The organism is Nitrospirillum amazonense (assembly GCF_029594735.1).
Classification (GTDB): Bacteria; Pseudomonadota; Alphaproteobacteria; order Azospirillales; family Azospirillaceae; genus Nitrospirillum; species Nitrospirillum amazonense.
This window is the reverse complement of sequence record NZ_JARPAF010000001.1, coordinates 631062-650513: the sequence shown is the minus strand read 5'-3', so window position 1 is coordinate 650513 and position 19452 is coordinate 631062. Positions and strand designations below refer to the sequence as shown.

The window sequence follows — 19452 nt, the reverse complement described above, 5'->3', positions numbered from 1 at the left end:
CATGTCCGACATCCTGATCAACCACGTCTACAAGCGCTTCGCCGTTCCGGGGAACGAAGTGGTGGCGCTGAAGGACATCAACCTGGACATCGCGTCGGGGGAGTTCATCTGCCTGCTGGGCCCCTCCGGCTGCGGCAAGTCCACCCTGCTGAACGCCATCGCCGGCTTCTCCCACCCCACGGAGGGCAGCATCACCGTGGGTGGCCGCCCGGTGGTGGACCCCGGACCCGACCGGGGCATGGTCTTCCAGGAATACGCCCTGTTCCCGTGGATGACGGTGTTCAAGAACGTCCGCTTCGGGCTGGAGGTCAAGGGCGTGGCCAATGACGTGGCCGACGCCCGGGTGCGCGAGCTGCTGGACATGCTGGGCCTGTCGGAATTCGGCGAGCGCTTCCCCAAGGATCTCTCTGGCGGCATGCGCCAGCGCGTGGCCATCGCCCGCGTCCTGGCGCTGGACAGCCCCGTCCTGCTGATGGATGAGCCGTTCGGCGCGCTGGATGCCCTGACCCGGCGGTCCCTGCAGGATGAACTGCTGAAGATCTGGGCGCGCCTGGGCAAGACCATCGTCTTCGTCACCCATTCCATCGAGGAGGCCATCTATCTGGCCGACCGCATCGTTGTCCTGACCTACCGTCCCGGCACCGTGAAGCGCGACATCCGGGTGGAGATGCCGCGCCCGCGCGACGCCGCCTCGCCCGAGTTCAACACGCTGAAGCGCGAACTGTCCCGCCTGGTGTCGGAGGAACAGCAGCGTCATGAGGCGGCGGAACGCGCCGGCCTCACCACCGACTGATCTCCACTTGGCCGGCCCCTTCCCCTTCACGGCCCGCGTCCGCGCCGTCGGCACCGGCGGCGCCCTGGCGCTGCTGCTGGCGGTGGCCGGGGCGGTGGGGATGTGGGTGCTGGCCGTGGGCCATGCCGAGCGGCGGGCGGTGGAGGCGGTGGCCGCCGACGCCCGCCACCGGCTGGAGATCTACGCCAACAACCTGGACAGCGCGGTCGAGCGCTTCGACTACCTGCCCTCTGTCGCCGCGCGGGACCCGGCGGTGGCGGCGCTGGCGGCGGCCGGCTTCGGCCATACCGACCCGGCCGAGGTCGACCGGGTGAACCGGTATCTGGAAGCGGTGAACGCGAGCGCCGGATCCGCCGTCCTCTACCTCATGGACGCGGAGGGGCGGACCGTGGCGTCCAGCAACTGGAACCGGCCGGACAGCTACCTGGGTGTCGACTTTTCCTACCGCCCCTATTTCAAGGACGCGCGTGACCAGGGCGTGGGCCGTTTCTATGGCGTGGGCACGGTCACCCGGCTGCCCGGCTATTTCATCGCGGCACCGGTGGAGCGGGACGGACGTCGCGTGGGCGTGCTTGCCGTCAAGATCGTGCTGGACGCGCTGGAGGACGGCTGGCGCACCTCCCACGACGCGGTGCTGGTGGCCGACCGTTTCGGCATCGTCTTTTTGTCGTCCAATCCGGAATGGAAGTTCCGCGCCCGCCGGCCGCTGGGCCCGGACACTGTGACGTACCTGAATGAGACCCGTGAATATGTCGGGTTGGACCATCCACCGCTGGTGCTGCCCCGCTCCCTTCGGGTCCATCCGGATCTGCTGGTGGAACGGGGGCTCAGCCGTTATGGCTGGACCATCGCGCTGGCCGCCGATGCCCACCCCGTGGCCCAGGCCGCCGCCACGGCCCGCATCGGCCTGGCGCTGCTGTTGCTGTTGGCGCTCGCCATTGGCCTTTACGTGCGCCAGCGGGTGAAACGCCTGCGGGAACAGCGGCTGGCCAAAGCCGCCCTGGACCGCGCCTACCTGGACCTGGAACGCCAGGTGGAAGCGCGCACCGCGGACCTGCGCGACGCCCAGGCCGAACTGGTGCAGGCCGCCAAACTGGCCATGATCGGCCAGGTGGCGGCGGGCGTGACCCATGAACTGAACCAGCCGCTGACGGCCCTGCGCGCCCTGGCCGACAACGCCCGCCTGCTGCTGGACCAGGGCCGGCAGGCGGAGGTCAGCCAGAACCTGGTCCACATCGCCGGCCTGGTGGACCGCATGGCCAAGATTTCCAGCCAGCTGCGCAACTTCTCCCGCCGCAGCGAGGGGCCGGCCCAGCCTGTCGCCCTGCCGGGCGCGGTGCAGGAGGCGCTGGCCTTGCTGGACCGCCGTCTGAAGGAGGCGCGGGTCCAGCTGACGGTGGACGTGCCGGAGATGACGGTGGCCTTCGACCCCGTACGCTTGCAGCAGGTGCTGGTCAACCTGATCCGCAACGCGGAAGATGCGACGGCCGGGGTGGCCGAGCCCCGAATCGCCATCACCGCCGCCCCGGCCCAGCTGGACCAGCGCGCCGCCGTGCGGGTGACGGTGGCCGACAACGGCCCGGGCCTGGATCCGGCGGTGCGCGACCGGCTGTTCGACCCCTTCGTCACCACCAAGCCGGGCGGCCAGGGCTTGGGCCTGGGCCTTGCCATCTCCCTGGCCATCACCCAGGAATATGGCGGGCAGCTGGAGGCTCGCGATGGGGACGCCCGCGATGGCGAAAATACCGGGGCCGTCTTCCTGCTGACCCTGCCTCTGATCTCAGTTGAGCACGATGACCCAACCGCCTGATATCGCACCCGTTGTCCTGTTCGTGGATGATGAGGAAATCATCCGCCTGACCGTGCGCCAGACGCTGGAGCTGGCGGGCTTGGCCGTGGCAACCTACCCGACGGCGGAGGCGGCGCTGGCCCACCTGTCGCCGGATACTCCGGGCATCCTGGTGACCGACGTGCGCCTGCCGGGCATGAGCGGGCTGGACCTGCTGTCGCGGGTGCGGGCGCTGGATGCGGAACTGCCGGTGGTCCTGGTCACCGGCCAGGGCGATGTCTCCATGGCGGTGCGCGCCATGCAGGACGGCGCCTACGACTTCATTGAGAAGCCCTTCGTCACCGACCATTTCGTGGAGGTGATCCGCCGCGCCCTGGAAAAGCGCGCCCTGGTGCGGGAGAACCGGCGCCTGCGCCAGGCCCTGGAGCAGAACGCGGCGGTGGAGAACCATCTGCTGGGCCAAAGCCCGGCCCTGGTGCGCACCCGCCGCCTGGTGGCGGACCTGGCCGGCACCGACGTGGACGTGCTGGTGCTGGGGGAAACGGGCACGGGCAAGGAGCAGGTGGCCCGCGCGCTGCACGAGGGCGGGCCGCGGGCTGCATTTCCCTTTGTCGCCGTGAATTGCGGCGCCATCCCGGACAGCATGTTCGAAAGCGAGATGTTCGGGCATGAGGCCGGCGCCTTCACCGGGGCGGCCAAGCGCCGGGTGGGCAAGATCGAATACGCCCATCGTGGCACCCTGTTCCTGGATGAGATCGAGAGCATGCCGCCGGCCCTGCAGGTCAAGCTGCTGCGCGTGCTGCAGGACCGGGCGCTGGAGCGGCTGGGCGGCAACGACCGGGTGATGGTGGACCTGCGCGTGGTGGCGGCCACCAAGGAGAACCTGCTGGATCTCGCCAACGCCGGCCGCTTCCGCGCCGACCTCTATTACCGTCTGAGCGTCGTCACCCTGACCCTGCCCCCCTTGCGCGACCGGCGGGAGGACATTCCCCTGCTGTTCCAGCACTTCGCTTTGCAGGCGGCGGCCCGCTTCCGCCGGCCTTATGCCGAACCGGTGCCGGCCCTGCTGCGCGCCCTGATGCTGAAGGATTGGCCGGGCAATGTGCGCGAACTGCGCAACGCCGCCGACCGTCATGTGCTGGGACTGGCGGAAGACGAGGGTCCTGGGACCGACGGCGGCTCCCTGGCTGACATCCTGGATGGGGTGGAGCGGCACCTGATCACCGAGGCCTTGCGCGCCAGCGGCGGCCAGGTGACGCGCGCCGCCGAGACACTGGGCGTGCCGCGCAAGACGCTGTACGACAAGATGAAACGCCTGAATATTGGCGGCGCGGAATGAATTGGGGCACCGAATGAACGCCGATCCCGTGATCCTGACCGTGGCGCCCAACGGCGCCCGCCGTCTGAAGACCGACCACCCGGCCATCCCCCTGGACCCGGCGGAGATCGCCCGGGATGCCGCCGCCTGCCTGGAGGCGGGCGCCGCCATGATCCACATGCACGTGCGGGACGGCCAAGGCCGCCACCTGCTGGACGCCGATGCCTACGCCGCCGCCACGGCGGCCGTGCGCCAGGCCGTGGGCGATCGCCTGGTCATCCAGGTGACGACGGAGGCCGCCGGCATCTACCACCCGCCCCACCAGATGGCCGTCATCCGCGCCCTGAAGCCAGAGGCGGTGTCGCTGGCCATCCGCGAACTGGCCCCGGACACCGCGCATGAGAAAGACGCCGCCGACTTCTTCGCCTGGCTGGCGCGGGAGAGGATCATGGTGCAGACCATCCTCTATTCTCGGGACGACCTGCTGCGCTGGCACGATTTGCGCCGTCGCGGCGTGATGCCGGAGGCGCCGCACTTCCTACTATACGTCCTGGGCCGCTACACGGCAGGGCAAGTCAGCGATCCGCGTGACCTGTTGCCCTTCCTGGCACCCGTCGCGGGTACGCCCGACGACAACACCGGCGACGTGCCCTGGGCCGTCTGCGCCTTCGGCCGGCGAGAGAACGCCTGCGTGCTGACGGCCGCCGGCCTGGGTGGCCATATCCGTGTCGGCTTCGAGAACAACCTGCACTTGCCGGACGGCACCCTCGCCCCCGACAACGCCGCCTTGGTGGCCGCCGCCGCCCAAGGCAGCCGCCTCATGGGCCGCCCGCTGGCCACGGCGGACGAGGTGCGGGCGCGGTTCGGCTGACCCGCGCCCTAAATCGCGGTGCTGAAAAAGTCGTTGGGCATCACCGCCCCGCCGGTTTCTTCCATGATGGCCCGCATGGCGGCGGCGTCGGGGTGGCGCTGGCCGGTGCACCACCGGGCAACGGTGGAACGGCTGCGTCCGATGCGGCGGGCGAATTCAGCGGCGGTGAGGCCGTGCGCCTGGAGGTAGTCGGCGAGCGTCATGGCCAGATGGTGCCGAATAGGCAACTTTCTGTCAACGCGTTGCCCGCATGGCGACTGACGATTGGTAGCCGCTGTGGCAACTTCGCTATCATGATGGACCGCCCGCCCAACCGTATCCGTGAACTTCGTGAAGCCAAAAGGATGACCCAGGAACAGCTGGGCGCCCTGATCGGCACCGATAAGACGGTGATCTCCAAGCTGGAATCCGGCCGCACGCGCCTGTCGCAGCAGCGCATGATGGCGATCGCCGCCAGCCTGGGCTGCGGTGTGGCGGAATTGCTGGAGCCGGTGACGGCGGCGTCGCCCCCGTCCGACTGGGGACAGGACGACGCATCCGTCGAGGTGGCGGAGGTCGATATCTACGGTGACCGCCGTGGCGGCTTCCTGTCGAGTCACCAGGGGGCCGGCCATGGGGGTAAGCCGCAGGGCTTCCGCGAGGATGAGACCATCGCCCCCTGGCGCTTCCCCTCCAGCTATCTCTCCGCCGAATTGCAGGTACGGCCCGCCGCCGTCCGCATCGTGGAGGTGCGTGGGGACGGCATGGAACCCACCCTGCTGCCCGGCGACCGGGTCATGGTCAACCTGGCCGACCAGTCCCCCTCGCCCCCTGGGATCTTCGCCCTGTGGGATGGACAGGGCGTGGTGATCAAGCGGCTGGAACTGATCATGGGCAGCCACCCGCCCATGGTTGAAATCCGCTCCGACAATCCGCATCACCGTGTCTACGAGCGGGCGGCGGCTGACATCGACATCATCGGCCGTGTCGTCTGGGTGGGCCGGCGCCTTTGAACGCCACCCGTCTTCGATGCGCAAGTTGCCAGGGAAGCAACTTATGAATTGACGGGCGGTTGCCGTTCAGGCACCGTCAGGATATCGGCTGTTCTGTCGATGTTCCCCTTCCCCAAGCGCTGACCGCCTGAGGAGCCCTTTCCCCTTGGAGAGGCTGATGACCCGTCTTGAGCGCACGACACAGTTTTACTGGCAATTGGCCCAGTTGGCGCGGCACGACACTTTCCTGGACCTGGTGGTGCGTGGCCTGGACGGGCTGGCCGTGGTGGCGCGCACTGCCCCCAGCCATCGCTTGCGCCGGGCCGCCGCCGCCCATGTTGGCGTGGCCGCGCGGGCGCATCGTTTTCTGAATGCGGATCGGCTGGAACAGGCGGCGGTGGCACTGACCGCCGCGCCGAGCTGGCCGATTCCTTGCAGGCCAGCTCCGCCATTCGCGCGTAAAGCCGGCTGTCCGAAGGGATAGGGGCGCCCGGGGGGATAAGCGGGCGTCTGGTTTGCGAGCAATCATAAGTGGTATGATGACGCATCCCCCTCATCAGTAGCGGGTTCACCTAGCAATGAGAGGCCGTGGCGCCGCCCGCTGTTTGGCCTGTTATGACCTGCCTGCGGCGGTGACACCGCTGCCGCTGCCCCCATCCCGTTCTTCCCAGTCTACCTCTACCACCCCCGTGTTGCCGGCGGCGCCATCATGCAGACGCAGATCTGGTCCCCGCTCATGAACATTTGAATGCTAATCGTTAGGATTCTAATATTCTGGACATGGAACAAACGGCTCCCCTTCCCATTACCCCCCGGCACCGGGCCTTCGGCCTGACGCTTCTCTATCTCACCCGGCGGTGGCGGCGGGAGGCGGACGCGGCGTTGAAGGCCTATGGCCAGTCCGAGGCGACGGCCCTGCCGCTGGTGGTGCTGGCCCGCCTGGGCGACGGCATCCGCCAAGGCCAGCTGGCGGATCATGTGGGCGTGGAAGGCCCCTCGTTGGTGCGGCTGGTGGACATGCTGGAAAGGGACGGTCTGTTGGAACGCCGCAGCGACCCGCGCGACCGACGGGTGAAGACCCTGCACCTGACAGCCAAGGGCCGCGCGTTGGCCCTTCAGTTGGATGATGCCCTGGACGGCATGCGCCAGCGCCTGCTGGCTGAGGTGACGCCGGAGCAGCTGGATACCACGCTGACCGTCTTCGCGGCCGTTGAACGCGCCCTGGGCGGGTCCCCGGGCGCCAAGGACGGCACCGAGGGAGATGCGCCGTGACCGCCGCCGCCTGGTTCTCATCTTTTTTCCGGGGCTTCTCCAAGGGCGCTGGCGACTGGATGTTCGCGGCCAAGACGGCCGCCGCGGCCCTGGCGGCCTTGTACATCGGGTTCAGCCTGGACTTGCCGCGCCCCTACTGGGCGGCGGGGACGGTCTTCATCGTGTCGCAGCCGCTGGCCGGCGCCATGCGGTCCAAAGGCGTGTTCCGCGTGATGGGGACGGTCATCGGCGCCGTGGCCACGGTGGCCATCATTCCCAACCTGGTGGACGCCCCGCCCTTGCTGTGCGTGGCCATGGCGCTGTGGACGATGGTCTGCCTGACCTTGGCCCTGCTGGACCGCACGCCGCGCAGTTACATCTTCATGCTGGCGGCCTACAGCACCGCGCTGATCGGCTTCCCCACCGTCACCGACCCCGGCACCGTGTTCGACGCCGCCCTGGCCCGGGTGGAGGAGATCACCGTCGGCATCCTCTGCGCCACCGTCATCGGCAGCGTCATCTTCCCGCGCGGCATCGGCCCGGTGATCAGCGACCGCATTGACGCCTTCGCCGCCGATGTCACCCGCTGGGCGCGGGACGCCCTGGCCGGGGCGGAGGAAACGGCGGCCACCCGCTCGGACCGGCGCCGCCTGGCCGCCGACGCGGTCGAACTGCAAATGATGGCCACGCACCTGGATTACGACACCAGCCACCTGCACGGCATGAGCCAGGAGGTGCGGCAACTGCGCCAGCGCCTGGTCATGCTGCTGCCCATCCTGTCGGGCCTGGGCGACCGCGTCCGTGCCTTGAAAGCCGACGGCCAGCCGCTGCCGGCGGCGCTGGAGGTGTTGCTGGCCGACGTCGGTGACTGGGTGGCGGACCTGGAGGCGCCGGCGGACCGCACGGCGGATTTGCGCGCCCGTATCGCGGCGCTGCGCACGGCGCCGGCCGACTGGCACGACGTGCTGACCCTGAACCTGCTGACGCGGCTGAAGGACCTGATGGACGCCCTGCAGGATTGCCGCGACCTGCGCCGGTACATAATCAGCGGCGGCCATGGGCCCAACCCAAGGTACGCCGCCGCCGGGGCGGCCGGGCGGGGGCGGAGGTGGTGATGCACCGGGACCTGGGCATGGCCCTGTGGTCCGGGGCGGGCGCCGCCATCACCATCCTGCTGGGCAGCGCCTTCTGGATCGGCACGGAATGGGCGGATGGCGCCATCGCCCTGGAAATGGCGGCCGTCGCCTGCTGTTTCTTCGCCGCGCAGGACAACCCGGTGCCGGCCATCCTGGACTTCGCGCTGTACAACGCCGTGGCCGCGGTGCTGGCCGGCATCTACATCTTCGCCATCATGCCGCACATTGACGGCTTCGTGATGCTGGCCTTCGCCCTGGGTCCCATGTTCCTGCTGCTGGGCCGCGTCATCGCCAATCCGCGCCTGGCTGGCCGGGCCCTGGCGGTAGGCGCCACCCTGCCCACCCTGGCGGGCCTGAGCAACACCTACAGCGCCGACTTCGCCTCCTACCTCAACAGCGCCTTGGCGCTGGTGCTGGGCATGGGATTTGCGGGGCTGGTGACGGCGCTGGTGCGCGCGGTGGGCGCGGAATGGGGCGCCCGGCGCATCCTGCGCGCCTGCTGGTACGACATCCGGGCCGTGGCCGACATCCGCGCCCCCGCCCCCGACGGCGGCCTGCGCCCCGTGTTCGCCGGCAAGCTGCTGGACCGCATGGGCCTGCTGGTACCACGCCTGGCCGCCCTGCCCCCGGGGTCGGAAATCGCGGCCGCCGACGCCCTGGCCGACATCCGCACGGGCATGAACGTGCTGGAGCTGCGCGGGGTGGAACGGGCCCTGCCCATCTCGGCGCGGGCGGCGGTGGACGGGGCGTTGTCCCTGCTGGCCGACCATTACCGGGCCGTCTGCCGCGCCGGTGCCCCGCGCCCGCCCTCGCCGCCGTTGCTGGCCGGCATCGACGCCGCCCTGGCGGCGCTGATGCCGCTGCCTGACCGCAAGCCGCGCCAAGCCTTGCTGGCCTTGGCCGGAATCCGCCGGGCCCTGTCGGACGGCGTGCCCGACCTGCCGCCGCCCACCCCCGCCGTTCCCGCCCCTCCCACCCCGGAAGAAAGCCTGGCCGCATGATCGGCGAAATGGACATTCACGGCGTTTTCGTCTCCCCCCTGCTGGTCTGGGGCGTGGTCGCCTTCCTCATCTCCATGGCCGTGCGCTGGGTGCTGCGCCTGGTGGGCGCCTATCGCCTAGTCTGGCATCGGCCGCTGTTCGACCTGGCCGTTTACGTCATCGTCCTCGGCGGGGTCGCCGCCGTCTTCACCCACTACACGTCTCATCCCTGACTTGCTGGACGCCGCCGCCATGCGCAGCTTCATCACCGCCCTGACCCGCCTTGCCGTCACGCTGGTCGTGGTCGCCATCGCCGCCCTGGTAGGCTGGCGCTTCTGGATCTATTACATGGAAGAGCCATGGACCCGGGACGGCCGGGTGCGGGCCGATATCGTGGGCGTGACGCCCGACGTCTCCGGCCTGGTGGATGAGGTGCTGGTGCATGACAACCAGACCGTGACCAAGGGCCAGGTGCTGTTCCGCATCGATCGTGCCCGCTTCACCCTGGCGCTGCAGCAGGCCGACGCCGCGGTGGCCGCCAAGAAGGCCAACTTCGACGAACTGGTGCTGGAGCGGAACCGCTATGAATCGCTCAGCAGCTCCGCCGTGTCGCGGGAGAAGCAGGAGCAGACGGTGGCCGCCGCCAAGCAGGCCGAGGCCATCTACCTGCAGGCCGTGGCCGACCGCAACGTCGCCAAGCTGAACCTGGACCGGACGGAGGTGATGGCCACCGTGAACGGCTATATCACCAACTTCGACCTGCGCCCCGGCGACTATGTCACCGCCGGCAAGGCCGTGACCGCCCTGGTGGACAGCGACAGCCTGCACGTCCAGGGCTATTTCGAGGAAACAAAGCTGGGCCGCATCCATGTGGGTGATCCGGTGACCGTGCGCCTGATGGGCGACCCGCGCAGCTTCAGTGGCCATGTGGAGAGCGTGGCCGCCGCCATCGAGGACCGGGAGCGCACGGACGGCAGCAACCTGCTGGCCAACGTCAACCCCACCTTCAGCTGGGTGCGCCTGGCCCAGCGCATCCCGGTGCGCGTGGTGCTGGACAACCCGCCGGCCGACCTGCGCCTGATCCCCGGCCGCACCGCCACCGTGGCTGTCGTGGGCTCCGACGCCGTGCTGAAGACCCCTCTGACCAAGTTGCCCCGTCCAATCGACCCGCAACAGGGCGCCCAGCCGCAGCCCGCCCCTGCCGCGCCGGCTTCCCAGCCGACAGTCCCCGCCAACAAGCCCAAGGCGCGGTGACGAAGACTGTCCAAGGAAGAATGTGAAAGGGGCGCTGCCGCCCTTTCATTCAGGGACATGACGTCGCAGTCCAGTAGGCCCCCGACAGCCAGCGGGCCCCGCCCCGTTTAATGACCCAGGCGCCCCGTGGGCGGGGGCCGGGGCATCGGGGGCAATCGGCATCATGGAAGGGGCATCCGGCACGGCGAGTGTGCCCACGGGCAGCATGCCCAGCGCCGAGGCCATCCGGCGGGCGATCCTGCGGCTGGAAGGTGCGGTGGCGGACAGCCCCACATCCATCGATGCGCGCTTTCACCTCGGCGTCCTGTTGCAGGCCGACGGCCGGCGGGACGAGGCGGTAGCGCAGTACCGCCAGGCCTTGGTGCTGAACCCCTTCGACGCCCGGCTGCACAACGCGCTGGGCATTGCACACCACGACGCCGGCGACATGGCCCAGGCCATGAGCTGTTTCGAGGATGCGCTGGCCAGCGATCCGGACGATCCCCAGGCACACAACAACATGGGCCATTTGTTGCAGGTGGAGAACCGGCTGGACGACGCGCTGGCGTTCTTCGACTGGGCGCTGGCCCTGCGCCCGGACTATCCGGAGGCTCTGAACAACCGTGGCGTGGTGCTGCAGATGCAGGGCCGGCTGAATCAGGCCATCGCGTCGTATCGCCGTGCCGTCGCGCTGCGCCCCGACTATGCCGCCGCGCACAAGAACCTGGGCATGACCCTGCTGGCGGCCGGCCAATATGAGGAAGGCTGGCGGGAGTTCGAATGGCGCTGGCAGGACGCCCAACTGGCCGGTGCCCGCCGCCCCTTTACCTGCCCGCAATGGCGCGGCGAGGAGGCGCCTGGCCGCATCGTGCTGATCCATGGGGAACAAGGCTACGGCGATAGCCTGCAGTTCTGCCGCTACATCCCCCTAGTGGCCGAACGCGGCCTGCGCGTGGTGGTGGAAGTGCCCCAGCCCCTGGTCCGGCTGATGCGCCGTCTGCCGGGGGTGGAGCAGGTGGTGGCCCATGGCCAGGCCCTGTCGCCGTTCGACCTGCATTGCCCGATGATGAGCCTGCCGCTGGCCTTCGGCACCACCCTCGCCACCATCCCGGGGCCCCTCCCTTATCTGGCGGCCGATCCGGCGGAGGTGGAGATTTGGCGACGGCGCCTGGTGCTGGCAGCGCCGGGTGACAACCGGCCCTTGGTGGGATTGGTTTGGGCGGGGGCAGCCCGCGCCGGTACGCCCGACGTGGCGGTGGCCGATCGCCGCCGGTCCATGGGCCTGGCCGCCCTCATGCCCCTGTTGGATGATGACCGCGTGCGTTTCATCAGTCTGCAAAAGGACGCGGCGGAGACGGAGGTGCCACCCGGCCTGGGCGGCCTGATCGACAGCGTTGTGGATTTCGCCGACACCGCCGCCCTGGTCAGCAACCTGGACCTGGTGATCAGCGTCGACACCGCCGTGGCCCACCTGGCGGCGGCCATGGGCGTCAGCGTCTGGCTGCTGAACCGCTTCGACAGCTGCTGGCGCTGGCTGCGCGGCCGGGATGACAGTCCCTGGTATGCCGGCAACCTGCGCCAGTTCCGGCAAACGCGCCTGGGGGACTGGGGCGGTGTCGTTCAATCCGTCCGCGCGGCGCTGGCCGCCACCTTCACCTCTGGACACCGCCCATGACCGCCCGCCCCGCCGCCCTTCCCAAACCACCCCTGCCGGCGGGTCAGAAAGCCTTCGCCGCCGCCGTGATACAGCACAAGGCCGGCCGGCTGGAAGCGGCGGCCGTGCTGTACCGCAAGGCGCTGTCGCTGATGCCCCGGCACCCGGAAAGCCTGCACCTGCTGGGCGTCGTCGCCTTCCAGCAGAAGCGCATGGATGAGGCAGTGGTGTTGATCACCCAGGCCCTGACCCTGAAGCCAGCCTTCCCCGAGGCACTGAACAATCTGGGCACGGTGCGGGAGGCACAGGGTGACATCGATGCCGCCGCCGATTGCTTCCAGCGCGCCGTAGCGCTGAAACCAGATTTCGCCGAAGGATACAACAACCTGGGCAACGCCTTGAAGGCACAGGGAAAGCTGGACGAAGCCCTGGCGGCGCTGGACCGGGCGCTGGAGCTTCGCCCCGCCTATGCGGAGGCACACAACAACAGGGGCGTGGTCCATCGCCTGCAAAGCCGCTGGGCCGAGGCCGAAGCCGGCTTCCGGCAGGCACTGGCGGCCAAGCCCACCTATGTCAACGCCCTCTACAACCTGGGCCTGGTGCTACGCCTGACCGGCCGGCTGGAAGAGGCCATGCCCTGGCTGGAGCAGGCGGTGGATCGGGCGCCCGACCATGCCGAAGCCTGCTTCAACCTGGGCCTCGCCTTACAGGATCTGGACAGGCACGATGACGCCCTGCCGTACCTGCGCCGGGCGGCGGCCCTGCGCCCCGATGATCCTGTCCCCCACAGCAGCCTGGGCACCACCTTGCAAACCTTGGGGCACGCGCCGGAGGCGCTGCTGTGCTATCAGCGGGCGCTGGCGCTGAAGCCGGATTTCGCCGACGCCCACAACAACATGGGCCTTATCCTTTACGTCCACGGCCGCTATGCCGAGGCGGAGTCTTGTTTCGCCCGCGCCATTGCGCTGTTGCCCGGCAATCCCAAGACCCACAATAACTTAGGGCTCGCCCTTCTGGCGCAGGGTAAGGGCGCGGAGGCGGCGCGAGCCTTCGACCTGGCCATCGACGCCCAGCCGGACTATGCCGAGCCACACAACAACCTGGGCATGGCCCTGCATGCCGAGGGGCGGATGGACCAGGCGCTGGCCAGCATCCAGGCCGCCTTGGCCCTAAACCCGGATTATCCGGAGGCCCACAACAACTTGGGCGCTGTCTTTCAGGCCAAAGGTGAGCTGGACTTGGCCGCCGCCTGCTTCCGCCGCGCCATCGCGCTGAAGCCCGACTACGGCGCCTGCCACAACAATCTGGGCATGTCGTTGCTGTCCGCCGGACAGTATGAGGAGGGCTGGCGCGAATATGAGTGGCGCTGGCGCACCCGCCAGATGACGCCCTACGCCCGCCAGTTCCCCCAGCCGCAGTGGCGGGGAGAGCCGGCCGCCGGCAAGACCATCCTGATCCACGCCGAACAGGGCCTGGGCGATACCCTTCAGTTCAGCCGTTACCTGCCCCTGGTGGCGGCGCGGGGCTTGCGCATCACCTTGGCCGTCCAGCCGCAGGTGGCCCGCCTGCTGCGCCCCCTGCCCGGCGTGACCCATATCCTGGTGGAAGGGGAACCCCTGCCGCCCTTCGACCTGCAATGCCCGATGATGAGCCTGCCGCTGGCCTTCGGCACCACGGTGGAGACCGTCCCGGCGGAGGTGCCCTACCTGGCCGCCGACGCGGGGGACGTGGCCGTCTGGCGCGATCGCCTGGCGGGCGACGGCGCGGGCTTGCGCGTCGGCCTGGTCTGGGCCGGCAACCCCCGGCGCGACCGGCCGGAACTGGCAGCCGTGGACCGCCGCCGCTCCGTGGCGCCGGAGTTGCTGGCGCCCTTGGCCCAGGTGCCCGGCGTGCGGCTCTACAGCCTGCAGAAGGACGCGGCACCACCGGCCGATCTCCCCTTGATCGACCGTATGGCGGAAGTGGCGGACTTCGGGGACACCGCCGCCCTCATCGCCAACCTGGACCTGGTGATCAGTGTCGACACCTCGGTCGTCCATCTGGCCGGCGCGCTGGGCAAGCCGGTGTGGATGATGAACCGCCACGACAGCTGCTGGCGATGGTTCCGGAACCGGAACGACAGCCCCTGGTATCCGACTTTACGGCTGTTCAGCCAGGCGGCACCGGGGGACTGGGATGGCGTGGTGATGGCGGTGTGGAAGGCGCTGGCAATAAAGGTGGCAGAGCGGAATTAGGGGGCAGCATCAACATCGATCACCATAGAAACCTTAGTGTGTTCCATTGTGGTTCGATAATATCGCCTTCCTCCCGTCGTATAAATTCTAACTCCAACAGCCGATCATTTTCGTCGGCATATAAAACAACCTCAATTTCAGTATGATCAGCGTCTAGGAGAACGCCTCCAGGCGAATAAGAATGCTGTCCATGATAGGATGGCCTGGCATAGCCATTGATCCTCAATTTTATCACTTCACCATTTGCACGAGTTGACTCAACGACCGCATTTTCCATGTCTTGGATTAATATCTGGCGCTTGCCCGGATCGAGCCTCTCGGCAAATTTCCGAATGATCAACAGCTCTTTGGAACTAAGAGCACGTTCGCTCATGGTCGATATTTTCCCGGTTGGTGACGCTGAGGCCCGTCTCTCGCGTATGAAAAAGCCCCTGGCTGAACCCCGCATCGCGCGGTCCGGCCGGGGGCTTGGAATGGCAAGGCGTTTTACGCGAACTCCGCCAGTTCCGCCTCCAGCCCACGGCTGCGGCAGGCGGCGGTCAGGGTGTTCAGCAGCAGCACGGCGATGGTCATGGGACCCACGCCGCCCGGCACCGGGGTGATGGCGCCGGCCACAGCGGCCGCCTCGTCATAGGCGACGTCGCCCACCAGGCGGGTCTTGCCGGCGGCAGCCGCCTCGGGATCGCGGGCGGGCACGCGGTTGATTCCCACGTCGATGACCACGGCGCCGGGCTTCACCCAATCACCCTTCACCATCTCCGGTCGGCCGACGGCGGCCACCAGGATGTCGGCGGTGCGGCACAGGGCGGGCAGATCGGCGGTGCGGCTGTGGGCGATGGTGACGGTGCAGTCGGCCTGCAGCAGCAGCTGGGCCATGGGCTTGCCCACAATGTTGGACCGGCCCACCACCACGGCGTGCTTGCCCTTCAGGCTGCCCAGATGGTCCTTCAGCAGCATCAGGCAGCCCAGCGGGGTGCACGGCACCATGCCCGGCAGGCCCACCGCCAGGCGTCCGGCGTTGACCACGTGGAAGCCGTCCACATCCTTGTTGGGGTCGATGGCGGCCAGCACGGCGTTGCTGTCGATATGGGCCGGCAGGGGCAGTTGCACCAGGATGCCGTGGATGGCGGGGTCGGCGTTCAGGCTGTGTACCAGGGCCAGCAGGTCTTCCTGCGTGGTGCTGGCGTCCAGCCGGTGGGTGACGGAGTGCATGCCGGCGGCGTGGGTCTGTTCGCCCTTGTTGCGGACATAGACCTGGCTGGCCGGATCCTCGCCCACCAGCACCACGGCCAGGCCGGGCTTCAGCCCGTGACGGGTGATGAGGTCGGCGACCTTGGCGCCGATGCGTTCGCGCAAGGCCGCAGCGAATGCCTTACCGTCGATGATGTGCGCCATGACCTGTTCCTCCGCCAGCGAAACCTGAGAATTGCGCGGGACATTAGCCGCAGCGCACTGCGCCGCCAATCCCTTGGGCTCAAAAGCCTTCCGAACCCTGCCATGCGGCACCGTCGGTCCCCCCGGTGCCGTGACAAGGCCGTCGCCAGAAGTTTTTATATTTGACGTATAAATTCATATTTGATGTGCTGATCACCAGCCGGGCCGCATGCCGGCCAAAAGAACACCCTGGGAGGGGACATGTCGGACGGCCGCGCGCATCCGCATCAGCACCAAGCCACAAAACCGAAATGGGCGATTCCCATCGCCCTGATCGTCAGCCTGTTTTTCCTGTGGGGCGTGGCCAACAACCTGAACGACGTGCTGATCGCGCAGTTCCGCAAGGCCTTCGATCTTCAGGATTGGCAGTCCGGTCTGGTGCAATCCGCCTTCTACCTGGGCTATTTCTTCTGTGCCATGCCAGCGGCCCTGTTCGCCCGGCGCTACGGTTACAAGGCCGCCATTGTCCTCGGGCTGGCGCTCTACGGCATCGGCGCGCTGCTGTTCTATCCGGCGGCCGAACTGCGGGCGTACAGCGCCTTCCTGGGCGCCCTGTTTGTCATCGCCAGCGGCCTCGCCTTCCTGGAAACCTCCGCCAACCCGCTGATGACCGTGCTGGGCGACCCGGCGGGGGCTGAGCGGCGGCTGAACCTGGCGCAGGCCTTCAATCCCCTGGGCTCCGTTGCGGGTGTCCTCGTGGGGCGGCAGTTCATCCTGTCCGGCGTGGAATACACGCCCGAGCAACTGGCCGCCCTATCGCCCGAGGCGCTGGCCCGGTTCCGGGACACCGAGGCCATGGCTGCCCAATCCTCCTACCTGGTGCTGGGCCTGCTGGTCCTGCTGTGGGCGGTGGTGGTGTTCGCCGTGCGCTTCCCCACCCTGAGCGACGGGCCGGAGGAAAGGCCTGAGGAAGGGGTGGATACGGCGGCGGCTGGTGATGGAAGCGGCTTCCGCGGTCTGCTGCGGCACCGCCATTTCCTGTTCGGTGTGGTGGCGCAATTCTTCTACGTCGGCGCCCAGGTGGGGGTATGGAGCTTCCTGATCCGCTATTCCCAGCACGCCCTGCCCGGCACGGGGGAGAAGACGGCCGCCGCCTACCTCACCCTGTCCCTGGTGGCCTTCATGGCCGGGCGCTTCGCGGGAACGGCCCTGATGGGCCGGGTGCCGGCGGAACGGCTGATGGGCGTGTTCGCCGCCATCAACGTCACGCTGTGCCTGGTCGGGGCGTTTGGCGGCGGCTGGCTGGGGCTGGGCGCCATGATCGCCACCAGCTTCTTCATGTCCATCATGTTCCCCACCATCTTCGCCCTGTCGTTGCGCGGCCTGGGGCCGCTGACCAAGCTGGGCTCGTCCTGGCTGGTCATGGCCATCATCGGGGGCGCCGCCATCCCCGTGGCCATGGGCCGTGTGTCGGACATGACCAGCATCGCCGTCGCCATGGTGGTGCCGGGGGTGTGCTTCGCCGTCGTCGGCGCCTTCAGCCTGGCGGGGCGCACGGCGCCGGTGGGTGGGCGCGATGAGCGGCTGAAGGTCGTGGCCACGCACTGAGGGCGACCGGCATGATCGATGCCCACCAGCACATCTGGCGCCTGGGCCGGCACGGGCACAGCTGGCCCACGCCCGACCTCGCGGTCATCCACCGCGACCATGAGGTAGCGGACCTGGAGGCCCTGGCCGCCCCCCTGGGCGTCACCGGCAGCGTGCTGGTGCAGTCCCAGCCCTGTGACGAGGACACCGACTTCCTGCTGGAGGAAGCGGCGCGCCAGCCCTTCGTCCAGGGTGTGGTGGGCTGGGTTGACATGAAGGCGCCGGACGCGCCAGCGCGCATCGCCGCCCTGGCCGCCCGCCCCAAGATGCGCGGCCTGCGCCCCATGCTGCAGTCCCTACCCGTGGACTGGATCGCCGATCCATCCGTCGATGCCGCCGCCCGCGCCCTTGTGGCGTGCGGCCTGAGCTTCGACGCGCTGGTCCTGCCGCCCCACCTGCCCGCTTTGCTGGACTTCTCCCGCCGGCACCCGGATTTGGCCATGGTGATCGACCACGGCGCCAAGCCCTATATCGCCCGGGGGGAGATCGACGGCTGGGCCGCCAGCATGCGGGGTCTGGCCGCCCTGCCCCAGGTCCACACCAAGCTGTCAGGTCTGCTGACCGAGGCTGGCGACCGGCCGACGGCCGACGCCCTGAAACCCTACGTGGACGTTCTGCTGGACGCCTTCGGCCCCGACCGGCTGATGTGGGGAAGCGACTGGCCGGTGCTGAACCTGGCGGGCGATTACGCGGGCTGGCTGGCGATGGCGCGCGATCTGGTGCCGGCCGAGGCGCACCCGGCGGTGTTCGACGGCACGGCGCAGCGCTTCTACCGTCTTTAAAGTACCTCCTCCACCAGCCGGGCGCCCCATTCGCCCAGGCGCTCGTCCAGGCCACGATGATGCCATGCCTCGGGGTCTATCGCCCGGGCATGGGTCAGGTCATGCTGGAACATGGCCTCCATCTCCTGCCCGAACCCGGCGCCCAGGACCACGGCGTTGATCTCGTTGTTGAAGGCGACGCTGCGCCAATCGAGGTTGGAGGAACCGACGGTGGACCAGTCGCCGTCGATGACGGCGGTCTTGGCATGCAGGATGGCGTCCGCATACTCGTAAATATGCACGCCGGCGGCCAGCAGATCGCTGTAATAGCCGCGCCCGGCCATGACCGACAGGGGGCTGTCGCTGGGCCCCGGCACCAGCACGGTGACATCCACGCCCCGCGCGGCCGCCTGCCTCAGTGCCCGGGCCAGGTCCGGCGTCGGCACGAAATAGCCGGTGGTCAGGTGGATGGACTTGCGCGCCAGGGTGATGGCCACCAGCAGGCTGCGGTAGATCAGCGGCCGGCCCTCCGTCGGCGCGCCGCTCAGGGCCTGCAGGACGATGTCGCCCGGCCGGGTTCGTGGGCCCGGCGGCGGCGCGCTCAAGGGTGGGGCGGCGTCGAGCCCCTGGGCCTGGCGCTGCTGGTCCCAGGTGTCCGCGTACAGGCGCTGGAACTCCGCCACCACCGGGCCGGCGATGCGCACATCGGTATCGCGCCAGGGGCGCTGTTCCGGATCCTGGTTTTCGGCGCCCGCGCCGGCGTGATGGCGGCGGTCGTAGACCTCGCTGATGTTCACGCCGCCCACGATGGCGACGGCGTCGTCCACGATCAGCAGCTTGCGATGGTCGCGGCGGTTGACGTCCAGGGTCAGCAACGTGGCGGGGTCGACCGGGTTGAAGACCAGCAGGTTCACGCCGCCCTGGCGCAGGCGCTCGAACACCTCCTTGGGCGTGTCCTGCGAGCCCCAGGCGTCATAGATCAGGTTGACCTCCACCCCTTGCGCCCGCTTGGCCACCAGCTTCTCCGCGAAGCGGGAGCCTTCCACCCCATCGAACTCATAGCTTTCCATGTCGATGCGGGTGCGGGCGCCATCGATGGCGGCGTCCATGGCGGCATAGGTCTCGGTGCCGCTGCGCAACAGGGTGACGCTGTTGCCGCCGACGAAGGGCGCGCCGCCGATGATCTCCCCCTGCCGGCGCAGCAGATCCAGCCGGCTGGTCGCATCCGCCGTGGCCAGTGCCCGGGCGATGTCGGGGTCGGCCGAGGGCAGCGTGGCGCAGCCGGCGACGCTCCCAACCAAGGCAAGGGCGATAAGGGCGGTTTTGGCGAAGCTTAGGCGGGACGGCATGGGCCGGATCGTGCCACCGCCGCCGCCATCCGGCCATTGCGACCAGCGGCGGAGCGGGGCCCGATTTCCGGCTTATGCGGGGGATGCGGCG

The 19452-nt window shown here is 68.8% G+C and carries 19 protein-coding genes; 15 read left to right on the top strand and 4 right to left on the bottom strand.

What is annotated here, in order from left to right; translation table 11 throughout:
• Position 1: 1 nt before the first annotated feature.
• From P5F91_RS02725 to P5F91_RS02710, 4 genes are read left to right on the top strand one after another with little or no spacing between them, the layout of a single operon-like run.
• Positions 2-793 (top strand): ABC transporter ATP-binding protein, encoded by a 792-nt coding sequence (locus P5F91_RS02725; protein ID WP_277906421.1) that lies wholly within the window; start codon positions 2-4, stop codon positions 791-793.
• Positions 756-2603: an ATP-binding protein gene (locus tag P5F91_RS02720; RefSeq protein WP_277906420.1), complete on the top strand. Its 1848-nt coding sequence runs from the start codon at positions 756-758 to the stop codon at positions 2601-2603. Before P5F91_RS02725 ends, P5F91_RS02720 begins: the two co-directional genes overlap by 38 nt.
• Positions 2587-3921, top strand: a complete 1335-nt coding sequence (locus tag P5F91_RS02715) for a sigma-54-dependent transcriptional regulator (RefSeq protein WP_145612581.1) — start codon at positions 2587-2589, stop codon at positions 3919-3921. Before P5F91_RS02720 ends, P5F91_RS02715 begins: the two co-directional genes overlap by 17 nt.
• A gap of 13 nt (positions 3922-3934) precedes the next feature.
• Positions 3935-4771, top strand: coding sequence for a beta-keto acid cleavage family enzyme (locus tag P5F91_RS02710; RefSeq protein ID WP_277906419.1), 837 nt, complete (start codon positions 3935-3937; stop codon positions 4769-4771).
• 8 nt (positions 4772-4779) lie between these two features.
• Here P5F91_RS02710 and P5F91_RS02705 read toward each other — a convergent pair whose 3' ends face one another.
• Positions 4780-4974 carry a helix-turn-helix domain-containing protein gene (locus P5F91_RS02705; protein WP_145612583.1) on the bottom strand — a complete coding sequence of 65 codons (195 nt, stop codon included), beginning with the start codon at positions 4972-4974 and terminating at the stop codon, positions 4780-4782.
• A gap of 6 nt (positions 4975-4980) precedes the next feature.
• On the opposite strand from P5F91_RS02705, the gene P5F91_RS02700 reads away from it, so the two are divergent.
• From P5F91_RS02700 to P5F91_RS02660, 9 genes are all read left to right on the top strand, one after another.
• Complete coding sequence (locus tag P5F91_RS02700) at positions 4981-5763, top strand: helix-turn-helix domain-containing protein (protein WP_338424063.1); 783 nt, start codon at positions 4981-4983, stop codon at positions 5761-5763.
• Positions 5764-5920: 157 nt separating this feature from the next.
• Positions 5921-6226 carry a hypothetical protein gene (locus tag P5F91_RS02695; protein WP_145612585.1) on the top strand — a complete coding sequence of 102 codons (306 nt, stop codon included), beginning with the start codon at positions 5921-5923 and terminating at the stop codon, positions 6224-6226.
• A gap of 296 nt (positions 6227-6522) precedes the next feature.
• On the top strand, positions 6523-7014 hold the full coding sequence (locus P5F91_RS02690; protein ID WP_145612586.1) for a MarR family winged helix-turn-helix transcriptional regulator: 492 nt from the start codon (positions 6523-6525) through the stop codon (positions 7012-7014).
• Positions 7011-8108: an FUSC family protein gene (locus tag P5F91_RS02685; RefSeq protein WP_277906418.1), complete on the top strand. Its 1098-nt coding sequence runs from the start codon at positions 7011-7013 to the stop codon at positions 8106-8108. The genes P5F91_RS02690 and P5F91_RS02685 overlap by 4 nt, the downstream gene beginning before the upstream one ends.
• Positions 8108-9130: an FUSC family protein gene (locus tag P5F91_RS02680; RefSeq protein ID WP_277906417.1), complete on the top strand. Its 1023-nt coding sequence runs from the start codon at positions 8108-8110 to the stop codon at positions 9128-9130. The genes P5F91_RS02685 and P5F91_RS02680 overlap by 1 nt, the downstream gene beginning before the upstream one ends.
• Entirely contained in the window at positions 9127-9342 is a 216-nt protein-coding gene (locus tag P5F91_RS02675) for a DUF1656 domain-containing protein (protein ID WP_145612588.1), read from the top strand. The genes P5F91_RS02680 and P5F91_RS02675 overlap by 4 nt, the downstream gene beginning before the upstream one ends.
• Before the next feature lie 19 nt (positions 9343-9361).
• Positions 9362-10363 carry an efflux RND transporter periplasmic adaptor subunit gene (locus P5F91_RS02670; protein ID WP_277906416.1) on the top strand — a complete coding sequence of 334 codons (1002 nt, stop codon included), beginning with the start codon at positions 9362-9364 and terminating at the stop codon, positions 10361-10363.
• A 163-nt stretch (positions 10364-10526) separates the two neighbouring features.
• Positions 10527-12017 carry a tetratricopeptide repeat-containing glycosyltransferase family protein gene (locus P5F91_RS02665; RefSeq protein WP_277906415.1) on the top strand — a complete coding sequence of 497 codons (1491 nt, stop codon included), beginning with the start codon at positions 10527-10529 and terminating at the stop codon, positions 12015-12017.
• On the top strand, positions 12014-14230 hold the full coding sequence (locus P5F91_RS02660) for a tetratricopeptide repeat protein (RefSeq protein ID WP_277906414.1): 2217 nt from the start codon (positions 12014-12016) through the stop codon (positions 14228-14230). Before P5F91_RS02665 ends, P5F91_RS02660 begins: the two co-directional genes overlap by 4 nt.
• Positions 14231-14249: 19 nt before the next feature.
• Here the strand turns inward: P5F91_RS02660 and P5F91_RS02655 are convergent, their stop codons facing one another.
• Positions 14250-14603: a DUF6984 family protein gene (locus P5F91_RS02655; protein WP_277906413.1), complete on the bottom strand. Its 354-nt coding sequence runs from the start codon at positions 14601-14603 to the stop codon at positions 14250-14252.
• A gap of 113 nt (positions 14604-14716) precedes the next feature.
• On the bottom strand, positions 14717-15625 hold the full coding sequence (gene folD, locus P5F91_RS02650; RefSeq protein WP_277906412.1) for a bifunctional methylenetetrahydrofolate dehydrogenase/methenyltetrahydrofolate cyclohydrolase FolD: 909 nt from the start codon (positions 15623-15625) through the stop codon (positions 14717-14719).
• A 240-nt stretch (positions 15626-15865) separates the two neighbouring features.
• Here folD and fucP point away from each other — a divergent pair, with 240 nt between their 5' ends.
• Positions 15866-17212 (top strand): L-fucose:H+ symporter permease, encoded by a 1347-nt coding sequence (fucP, locus tag P5F91_RS02645; protein WP_277906411.1) that lies wholly within the window; start codon positions 15866-15868, stop codon positions 17210-17212.
• 11 nt (positions 17213-17223) lie between these two features.
• The gene (locus tag P5F91_RS02640; protein ID WP_277906410.1) at positions 17224-18033 is read left to right on the top strand and encodes an amidohydrolase family protein; all 810 of its coding nucleotides are present in this window, start codon (positions 17224-17226) and stop codon (positions 18031-18033) included.
• Here the strand turns inward: P5F91_RS02640 and P5F91_RS02635 are convergent.
• A complete protein-coding gene (locus tag P5F91_RS02635) occupies positions 18030-19361 on the bottom strand; it encodes a phospholipase D-like domain-containing protein (RefSeq protein ID WP_277906409.1) in 1332 nt (443 codons plus the stop codon). The genes P5F91_RS02640 and P5F91_RS02635 overlap by 4 nt on opposite strands.
• Between the last annotated feature and the right edge of the window lie 91 nt (positions 19362-19452).